Below are 7,270 nucleotides of genomic sequence, written 5' to 3' on the forward strand. Positions count from 1 at the left end.
AAAACATGAAGAAACTATTTAAAGGTTTTGCCGTTGCTGCAGCATTAACAGTTTCTGCTGGTGGCGCGTTGAACGCACATGCAAACACTGATTCTCTAGACAAGATCCTAGAGCAGGTAAAGCAGAACCGTATCTCTGAAGGTAAAATTAACAAAGCTCGCGAACAAGAGTTCCTGTCAGATCGTGCTGACAAGCAAGCTTTGCTGAATAAAGCTAAGCGTGACCTAGCTGCTGAAAAAGCACGCGGTGAGCGCCTTAACAAGCAGTTCAAACAAAACGAAGTAACACTAGCAGAAAAAGAAACTGAACTACTTAACGCTCAGGGTACTCTGGGTGAAATGTTCGGTGTGGTACGTCGTAACGCAGCTGAAGCTATCGGTTCTATCGAAGCATCAATCATCAGTGCTGAAAAGCCTGGACGTTCAGAGGTTCTTCGTTCTCTGGCAGCAGCTAAAGAACTACCAACTACTCGCGAGCTGGAAGAACTTTGGATTGCTTTCCAAACTGAAATGACTGAATCAGCCAAGATCTCTACTTTTGAATCTGAAGTAGCAGAGCTAAGCGGTGACATCAATGTTAAACAAGTAACTCGTATTGGTAACTTCAACCTGATAACTAAAGACGGCTACGTTGTTTACGATCCAGAGAACAAACAAATCGTACCTCTAGGTAAGCAGCCTGCTTCAGATGTATTAGCAAAAGTGACGGATCTTCTGAACACGCCAGCTAATCAGTACACGCCTTTCGTTATTGACCCTACGCGTGGTGCTATCCTACGTCTGAACACTCAGCGTGCAACTGTTGAAGAACGTTGGCACCAGGGTGGCACAGTAGGTTACATCATCACTGTATTGTTGGGATTAGGTGCATTAATCGCTGTTATTCGTTTCCTTGACCTAATGATGGTTGGTTCGAAGATCAAGTCGCAAATCAAGAATGCTAGCAACCCAAGTGACAATAACCCGCTGGGTCGTGTCTTGAAAGTGTACCATGACAACTTGAACCAAGACGTTGAAAACCTTGAGCTTAAGCTTGATGAAGCGATTCTTCGTGAAACACCGCGCATCGAAGCGGGTATCAATGTTATCAAGATCCTTGCTGCAATCGCACCGCTACTTGGTCTACTAGGTACAGTAATCGGTATGATCATGACGTTCGAGTCAATCACACTATTCGGTACAGGTGACCCTAAACTAATGGCTGATCAGATCTCTCTTGCTCTTGTAACTACAGCTCTTGGTCTAATCGCTGCACTGCCTCTAATCCTAATGCATGCTGTTGTTGCAGGTCGTAGTAAATCAATCGTACATATCCTAGATGAGCAAAGCGCGGGTATCATAGCTACTCACGCGGAGAAGGAGAGAGCATAATGCTAGTCCTGGTGGAGACGTGGGAATCTATCAGGGATTTTGTTGCTACAGGCGGCGATGTTTTATACGTGGTCGCGATAGCACTCTTTCTAATGTGGGTATTAATGATTGAGCGCTATTGGTTCCTATTGGCTGAATATCCTAAATTGAAAAAGGGAATTGTAGCCAGATGGGATGCCCGCCAAGATACTACATCTTGGTACGCACACAGAATCCGCGATGCATGGATTTCTGAAGCGTCTGAAAAATTAGATGAGCGCATGTTGATTATCAAAACATTAGTTGCAATGTGTCCGTTAATCGGTCTATTAGGTACAGTGACAGGTATGATTTCGGTATTCGAAACCATGGCTACACAAGGTACAGGTAACCCACGATTGATGGCCTCAGGCATCTCAATGGCAACGATACCAACAATGGCTGGAATGGTTGCGGCACTGTCAGGTGTATTCTTTAGCAGTCGTCTTGAAGCGAGAGCGAAGATGGCTAAAGAAAAACTAATTGATAGCTTGCCACATCACTAGAGAGAGATTTTATTATGGCACGTAAACAACGTTTTCGTGAGGAAGAAGAAGCTGCAGTAGACATGACCCCGATGCTAGACATCGTATTCATCATGTTGATCTTCTTCATCGTTACCACCTCTTTTGTTAAAGAGGCCGGTATTGAAGTTAAAAAGCCAAAAGCTGCACAGGCAACACAAACTAAGAATGCGAACATCTTTATCGCTATCCGTGAAAACGGTGAGATTTGGATGGACAAGCGTCAGGTTGATGTTGAGCGTGTAAGTGCAAACCTTGAAAATCTGTTAGCTGAGCAACAAACCGAGACCGTTATTATCCAGGCGGATAAAGGTGCGAAACACGGTGTAGTTGTTAAGGTAATGGATCAGATTAAGGCAACTGACGACGCCTTGAAGATTTCAATAGCTGGAGCTAAGTGATGATTCGATTTCTGTTTTCACTTCTTGCAGGTGGGGCAGTAACCTTCGGCTTGTTCTTCTTTATGTCCTATCTTATCTCAGGAGGAGCGGATAGGGCTGACAATAAGAAGGAAGAGATCATAGTCGAGATTATGTCGAATCCGCCTGAATCAGATGTGCAGGAGAGGAAGCGTGTACCGCCTCCGCCTCCTCCACCGCCTAAGCAGCCGCCTAAGCCGCAGCCGCCTCAGCCTGAGAATGCTAACCCGAACGCAGGTGCAATTGGCTTCAATATGCCTAGCATCGATATCGGTGGCACAGCTGGTGGTTTAAGTGGTCCTGGTGAATTCGGTCGTGACGGTGAAGCTACACCTATCGTTCGTATCGAACCTAAGTATCCGCCTCAAGCAGCGCGTGACGGTAAAGAAGGCTGGGTTCAGCTTCGCTTTACAATCAATGAGCTGGGTGGTGTAGATGACATTGAGATCATCGATGCTGAACCAAAACGTATTTTCAACCGTGAAGCAAAACGTGCGCTTCGCAAGTGGAAATACAGACCTAAAATCGTTGATGGTAAGCCGCAGAAACAACCTGGTATTACTGTTCAACTCGACTTTAAACTTAATCAAGGTTAATAGGAGTAAGATATGAAGCAAATGTCTAAAGCAACAGCTCTTGCTCTGATGATGTCGTTGGCTGGCGGTGCGTTGAGCACCGCAGCATTTGCCGCGCCAGATCCTGCGAAGATCGAAGCGCGCAAAAACGCCAAAACCAAGATTATGGGTGAACGAGTTGGTAAAAAGGTAATCAAAGCGTTTGACTTGTATAACGAAGACAAAGTCGATGAAGCAATCGCGTTATTGCTAGAAATCGACGCGTCTGATGACTTCGATCGCGCTACGGTAAACCGTTATCTGGGTAACCTGTACGCTCAAAAAGAAGACTATCAAACAGCGATTAAGTACATCCGTCAGGCGGTTGCGCCAGATGTGTTGAACTTTAAAGATCATGGCGATCTGATCAAGCTGTTGGGTGACCTTCTAATTGGTACAGAGCAATACGAAGGCGCGAAGAAAGCTTACTATGACTGGATGGATTTTACCGGTGAACAAGATGCGAAGGTATATGGTCGTATCGCTCAAGCCAACTATGAACTCAAAAAGTTCAGAGATGTGATTGAGCCAGCAGATCAAGCCATTGCGTTAAACAAAGAAGAGCCAAATAAGTCATTCTATATGCTTAAAATTGGTTCTTACTTTGAACTTAAACAGTTCGGTAACGCCGTTAAGGTTGCTGAAGAACTACTTAAGCTGTTCCCTGAAGATCCAGAGTCTTGGACTCGTTTAGGCTCCTTCTACATGCAAACGGAAGACTATAAAAAAGGTCAGACCGTGATGGAAGTTGCTTATCGTAATGGCTATTTTGAAAAAGAAAACCATTACAAGATTTTGAGTAGCTACTACTCACTGAACGAGACACCTTGGAAAGCCGCTCAAGTTATGGAAAAAGCGGTCAAAGAGGAAAAGGTTAAGCGTACGAAGCAAAACGTCACAGCAATCGCTAGCTACTTCCACCAAGCCAAACACATTAGTGAAGCGGCTAAGTACTATGAAGAAGCTTCTAAGTTTGAAGACGATGCTGAGTTAATCCGTAAGGCAGGTAGTTTGTTATTGCAGGACCAACAATATAGTGCAGCCGTTGTTCGTTTGAACAAAGCACTGGAACTTGGTTCTAAGAAAACAGGCACAATCTACTCTGATCTGGCGGAAGCTTACCTATATCAGGAAAAGTATAAGCAAGCATATAATGCGATTGTCAAGGCTCAGGAAGATCCTAGAACCCGCAAATTCGCTCGCAGCTGGGCCTCTTTCATCAAAGAGAAAGCACAGCGTAAAGGCATCAGCCTTTAATTAGAAAGCCCCGAAAGGGGCTTTTTGCTTTTTATTACCCACCAAAACATTGTGGCCTTATTTGTATCACTCGCGAGGCTTCTACATTAGAACTTTGATTTAAATAACAAAACCTTCCATCAATTTTGATATACTCAAACTACATATGGACCTGAGTGCTAGGTGCACGTCCGCATAGTTGAACAAGATTGGATAAACGTAAATGAAAATCTCTCGACGTAATATAGCATCCGCGCTAGGAGCATTAATGATGGCGGTCGGTTGTACAGATCCACAAGTACCGATCTCATACGAAAATCTGTCGAAACAACTGAAACAGCTTAATTGGTTTGCTTATCAAAGTAGCTCAGAGCAGGCAGACAAGATGCTGGAACTACCATTTACAGAGCCTTATCTCGAGCAAAGGCATAACCTGTTGGCGCGTGCAGATCTGGACAGTCTCACCGAGACGGCACAGCAGGAAATACAATATCTGTCGATACAACAGCGTTACCCAGAACGATTCCTGCCTTGGCCTGCCCATTTAAACATTGCAAAAATCGCACAGCAACAGCTAACCTCGTCACAGCTAGATGATTGGTACAAATATGTTGAGTTACGGTTAAACGCGGCCCGGGAAAGTAAAATTGTACTTAGCCGCGTAGAAAAGCAACAGTTGCTTGACTACCTAACGCCTGATGTAACCAGACATTCAAGTGCTGCGCAGGAGCTTGTCGCGTATCTAGAAAGCTATCGGGTCAGGTCCTCATTGGGAATGTATCAGCTGCCTAATGGAAAAGAATGGTATCAGAGCAAACTCAATTTTTATAGCGGCTCTGTTCGGGCGCCGGAAGCATTGTTTGGTGAGCTGCAATCTTTGGCGGGTAAAACGAATGATGCGCCAATGAAAATCAATGTCGGTATGTATGAACCCGTCGTGCACCAATTACTGGCAAACTGTGACAAGGTGCCCGGATTAAACTGGAGGGATGGATTTGTCTCTCTGAGTCAAACAGTGAGTCAGTGTAAAAAGACACTTACAAAAGGCGAAGCCCAAGTTGCGTTGTCTATGATGGAAGTCGATTTGGGTGTGCATTACTTTGCCTGGTCGCAGAAACAAGCTCTGTTGGCACTGCAATCTAGGTTAGCGCTGAATGAAGACCAGGCCTTCGTCGTGCTTAAGAATATCCTTTTCTATCCTGCAACCAGTTTTGTGTTGTTAGAGTCAGTTATTTCTGTTTAGCCAGACATTCCAGGCACCTTTGCGCGGCAGGATCGGCTGCTAGCAAGGTGTCTTCTATTTTCTTTTCACAATCACAGCAGTAGCCAAACTGGCCTATGTCCATCTGGCAAATTGCCGCTTCAACCTTTACCAGGCGTTCAAAATTAGGAAACTGGCCCGGACAGATGCGATCGGTTGCGATATCAACCCACTCATGTGGCGGTGATGACTGGAGGGTATCGATCAACGCCTCGGTTGCGTGATTACTGGCTTGTTTTAAATCCGCAAGGAACTCGTGCCGGATCTGGTCGAGTTCAGTCTGCAATTTTACCTGATAGTGATTCTTTAAATTCTCATTCATGGCGCTCTTCTCCTTTTCTGAGCATCCATTATCTATTAGGCAGTAGGCTCATTGTTATGATTTGAATCAAGCGCTGGGGACTTTGCGTATTTATCCAGCACAGATACCACGTCATCTTTGCTTTTCAGGCGCTTTATTTCTTCAAATAAAGTGTGGGCCTGAGGGTACTGTAACTTTAAGTAACCAAGCCACTGCTTGGTGCGAGATGAGAAATACTTTTCGCCGACTTCAGGGTCCTGATGCATAGAGGAGTGTAGGATATGATAGACCACTTCCTGCCATTCAAGCGGTCGGTATTCGCGCCCTTCAACATGTGCTTTAATTTTTGCAGCCAGATCCGGCGTCGCCAGGGCACCACGTCCCAACATCAGGTTGTCGCAGGCACTGCGTTGCTGGCAAAGCATGGCATCTGCTACTTGCCAGATTTCGCCATTGGCAACCACAGGAATAGTCAGTCGTTTCAAAAGTGGCGGGATTTTCTCCCAATAGGCTGGCGGTTTATAACCATCGCGTTTGGTACGGGCATGGATCACCAAACTGGATGCTCCTGCGCTTTGAACAGCGTCGACGATTTCAGTGCTGTTTGCATCGTCATCGAACCCGAGTCGAATTTTCGCACTGACCTCATGTTCCAGAGGTACAGCCTCACGCACAGCGCGTATAATCTGATAGATTTGCTCTGGCTCTTTAAGCAATACAGCCCCGCCTTTACTCTTGTTGACTGTTTTTGCAGGGCAGCCAAAGTTAAGATCAACTCCATGAGAACCCAGTTTAACGGCTTTTCTGGCATTGGCCGCCAGTGCATGGGGTACCTGACCAAGCAATTGAATGCGTACCGGCGTCCCTGCGCGTGTCAGGCCACCATTGAGCAGCTCAGGGCAATAACGGATAAACACGCGACGAGGTAAGGTTAAATCAACAACACGGATAAACTCAGTGACACACATATCGAACCCACCCAGGTCCGTGAGTAGCTCACGCATTTTAAAGTCGACAACACCCTCCATTGGGGCTAAAAATAGTTTCATTATTACCGCACCAGAAAAAATTCGGGCTATTCTATACGAGAGAAGATGATTTATTAATAGGGAAATGGAGATAAAAATTTCTCAAATGCTGAAATAAATATCTTCGGTCCGTGGTCTACTAGGCGAATCATTCATTTTTATTGCTACCGATTGAGAGAGAACAACATGAAATCAGTAAAGAAAACTAACACACTTGCAATGACACTGGGCGCGGCTGTAGTGACGGCCGCAACATTTAGTGCTCCTGAAGCCGCGGCTAATCCGTTTAGCTTTGAACAAATGACGGCCGGTTACCAGCTAGACGCTGGAGAAGGTAAATGCGGTGAAGGTAAATGCGGCGGTGATGCCAAAGGCAAAAAAGAAGGCAAATGTAGGGAAGAGAATATCATGCGCTGATTACAAATCGATAGTAGCAGGATCATGAAAAAAAAGAATGTGGGGGGGGGTGGGGAGGGGGGTGGGGGGGGGGTGGTGGGGG

The 7,270-nt window shown here is 45.6% G+C and carries 8 protein-coding genes and 1 pseudogene; 7 read left to right on the forward strand and 2 right to left on the reverse strand.

The window, feature by feature from the left end; all coding sequences use genetic code 11:
* Positions 1-5: 5 nt before the first annotated feature.
* The 6 genes from CWB99_RS21805 to CWB99_RS21830 all read left to right on the forward strand — a co-directional run bounded on the left by CWB99_RS21805 (position 6) and on the right by CWB99_RS21830 (position 5,424).
* Entirely contained in the window at positions 6-1,370 is a 1,365-nt protein-coding gene (locus CWB99_RS21805) for a MotA/TolQ/ExbB proton channel family protein (RefSeq protein WP_138553345.1), read from the forward strand.
* On the forward strand, positions 1,370-1,894 hold the full coding sequence (locus CWB99_RS21810; protein WP_138553346.1) for a MotA/TolQ/ExbB proton channel family protein: 525 nt from the start codon (positions 1,370-1,372) through the stop codon (positions 1,892-1,894). The genes CWB99_RS21805 and CWB99_RS21810 overlap by 1 nt, the downstream gene beginning before the upstream one ends.
* A 14-nt stretch (positions 1,895-1,908) precedes the next feature.
* Positions 1,909-2,313, forward strand: a complete 405-nt coding sequence (locus CWB99_RS21815) for an ExbD/TolR family protein (RefSeq protein ID WP_138553347.1) — start codon at positions 1,909-1,911, stop codon at positions 2,311-2,313.
* Positions 2,313-2,927, forward strand: a complete 615-nt coding sequence (locus tag CWB99_RS21820; protein ID WP_138553382.1) for an energy transducer TonB — start codon at positions 2,313-2,315, stop codon at positions 2,925-2,927. Before CWB99_RS21815 ends, CWB99_RS21820 begins: the two co-directional genes overlap by 1 nt.
* Positions 2,928-2,939: 12 nt before the next feature.
* On the forward strand, positions 2,940-4,202 hold the full coding sequence (locus CWB99_RS21825; RefSeq protein WP_138553348.1) for a tetratricopeptide repeat protein: 1,263 nt from the start codon (positions 2,940-2,942) through the stop codon (positions 4,200-4,202).
* Positions 4,203-4,449: 247 nt separating this feature from the next.
* On the forward strand, positions 4,450-5,424 hold the full coding sequence (locus tag CWB99_RS21830; protein WP_138553349.1) for a hypothetical protein: 975 nt from the start codon (positions 4,450-4,452) through the stop codon (positions 5,422-5,424).
* Here the strand turns inward: CWB99_RS21830 and CWB99_RS21835 are convergent.
* Both CWB99_RS21835 and CWB99_RS21840 read right to left on the reverse strand, forming a co-directional pair.
* Positions 5,411-5,764, reverse strand: a complete 354-nt coding sequence (locus CWB99_RS21835) for a TraR/DksA C4-type zinc finger protein (RefSeq protein ID WP_138553350.1) — start codon at positions 5,762-5,764, stop codon at positions 5,411-5,413. The two genes, CWB99_RS21830 and CWB99_RS21835, sit on opposite strands and share 14 nt — an antisense overlap.
* Before the next feature lie 35 nt (positions 5,765-5,799).
* Entirely contained in the window at positions 5,800-6,792 is a 993-nt protein-coding gene (locus CWB99_RS21840; RefSeq protein WP_138553351.1) for a tRNA-dihydrouridine synthase, read from the reverse strand.
* Positions 6,793-6,957: 165 nt separating this feature from the next.
* Here CWB99_RS21840 and CWB99_RS21845 point away from each other — a divergent pair.
* Positions 6,958-7,170, forward strand: a pseudogene (locus CWB99_RS21845) (HvfA family oxazolone/thioamide-modified RiPP metallophore); the annotation flags it as partial.
* Between the last annotated feature and the right edge of the window lie 100 nt (positions 7,171-7,270).

Source organism: Pseudoalteromonas rubra, from assembly GCF_005887095.1.
GTDB classification, from domain to species: Bacteria; Pseudomonadota; Gammaproteobacteria; order Enterobacterales; family Alteromonadaceae; genus Pseudoalteromonas; species Pseudoalteromonas rubra_E.